This is a genomic window from Streptomyces sp. NPDC004658 (genome assembly GCF_040609555.1).
Classification (GTDB): domain Bacteria; phylum Actinomycetota; class Actinomycetes; order Streptomycetales; family Streptomycetaceae; genus Streptomyces.
This window is the reverse complement of sequence record NZ_JBEXKG010000458.1, coordinates 1-1,019: the sequence shown is the minus strand read 5'-3', so window position 1 is coordinate 1,019 and position 1,019 is coordinate 1. Positions and strand designations below refer to the sequence as shown.

Genomic DNA, 1,019 nt, shown 5'->3' with positions numbered 1-1,019 from the left:
CCGCGCCCTGCCGTGGACCCGGCACGCCACCGGCCTGCTCGCCCCGGCCGCCGCGGCGCCCGCCGCCGACGCCGACCTCGTCTCCTGGCCCCCGGCCGGCGCCGACGCCGAGAACCTCGACGACGTCTACGACCGGCTGGCCGCCCTCGGCTACGGCTACGGCCCCGCCTTCCGGGCGCTGCGCGGCGTCTGGCGGCGCGGCACCGACGTCTTCGCCGAGGTGGTTCTGCCCGACACGCAAGCCCAGGGCGCGGCAGCCTACGGCCTGCACCCCGCGCTGCTCGACGCCGTACTGCACCCGCTGGTGCTCGATGCGGGCGCCGGCACGGACCCGGCGCACATCCAGCTGCCGTTCGCCTGGAACGACGTCGCCCTGCACGCGGCGGGCGCCTCGATGCTGCGCGCCCGGATCTCGCCCGCCGGCCCCGGACGCGCCACCCTCACCGTCGCCGACGGCACCGGTGCCCCCGTCGCCGACCTGGACCTCGCCCTGCGTGCCGTCCCCAGGGACCGCCTCGCGGCGGCGTCGCCGTCGCGGACCGGCGCCGGCTCCCTGTTCACCGTGGAGTGGCACGAGCTGCCCTCGCCCGCCCCGGACACCTCCCTGACCTGGACCGAGGCCGGCGACTCCCTCGACTCCGCGGGGCCGGCCGACGTCGTCGTCCTCCGGGTGCCCACCGCCGCGGACGACACGGGCGATCCGCGACCCGCCACCGGCCGGGTGCTGCGCCTCGTCCAGCGGTGGCTGGCCGACGAGCGGTTCGCGGGCTCCCGGCTCGCGCTGGTGACCCGGCGCGCCGTCGCCGCACGCCCCACCGACGACGTGGACCTCGCGGGCGCGCCCGTCTGGGGCCTGATCCGCTCGGCGCAGTCGGAGCACCCCGACCGGCTGGTGCTGATCGACCTCGACGACGACCCGGCGGCGGACTCCCTGCTGCCTGCCGCGCTCGCCGCCGAGGAGCCGCAACTGGCCGTGCGCGACGGCCGGCTGCACGCGCCCCGGCTCGCCCGCACCCTCC

1 protein-coding gene is annotated in these 1,019 nt (G+C 79.0%); it reads left to right on the top strand.

Going from position 1 to position 1,019, the window contains the following annotated elements:
* A partial coding sequence (locus tag ABZV94_RS42145; RefSeq protein WP_356350476.1) for a polyketide synthase dehydratase domain-containing protein occupies window positions 1-1,019 on the top strand: 1,019 nt, incomplete at both ends.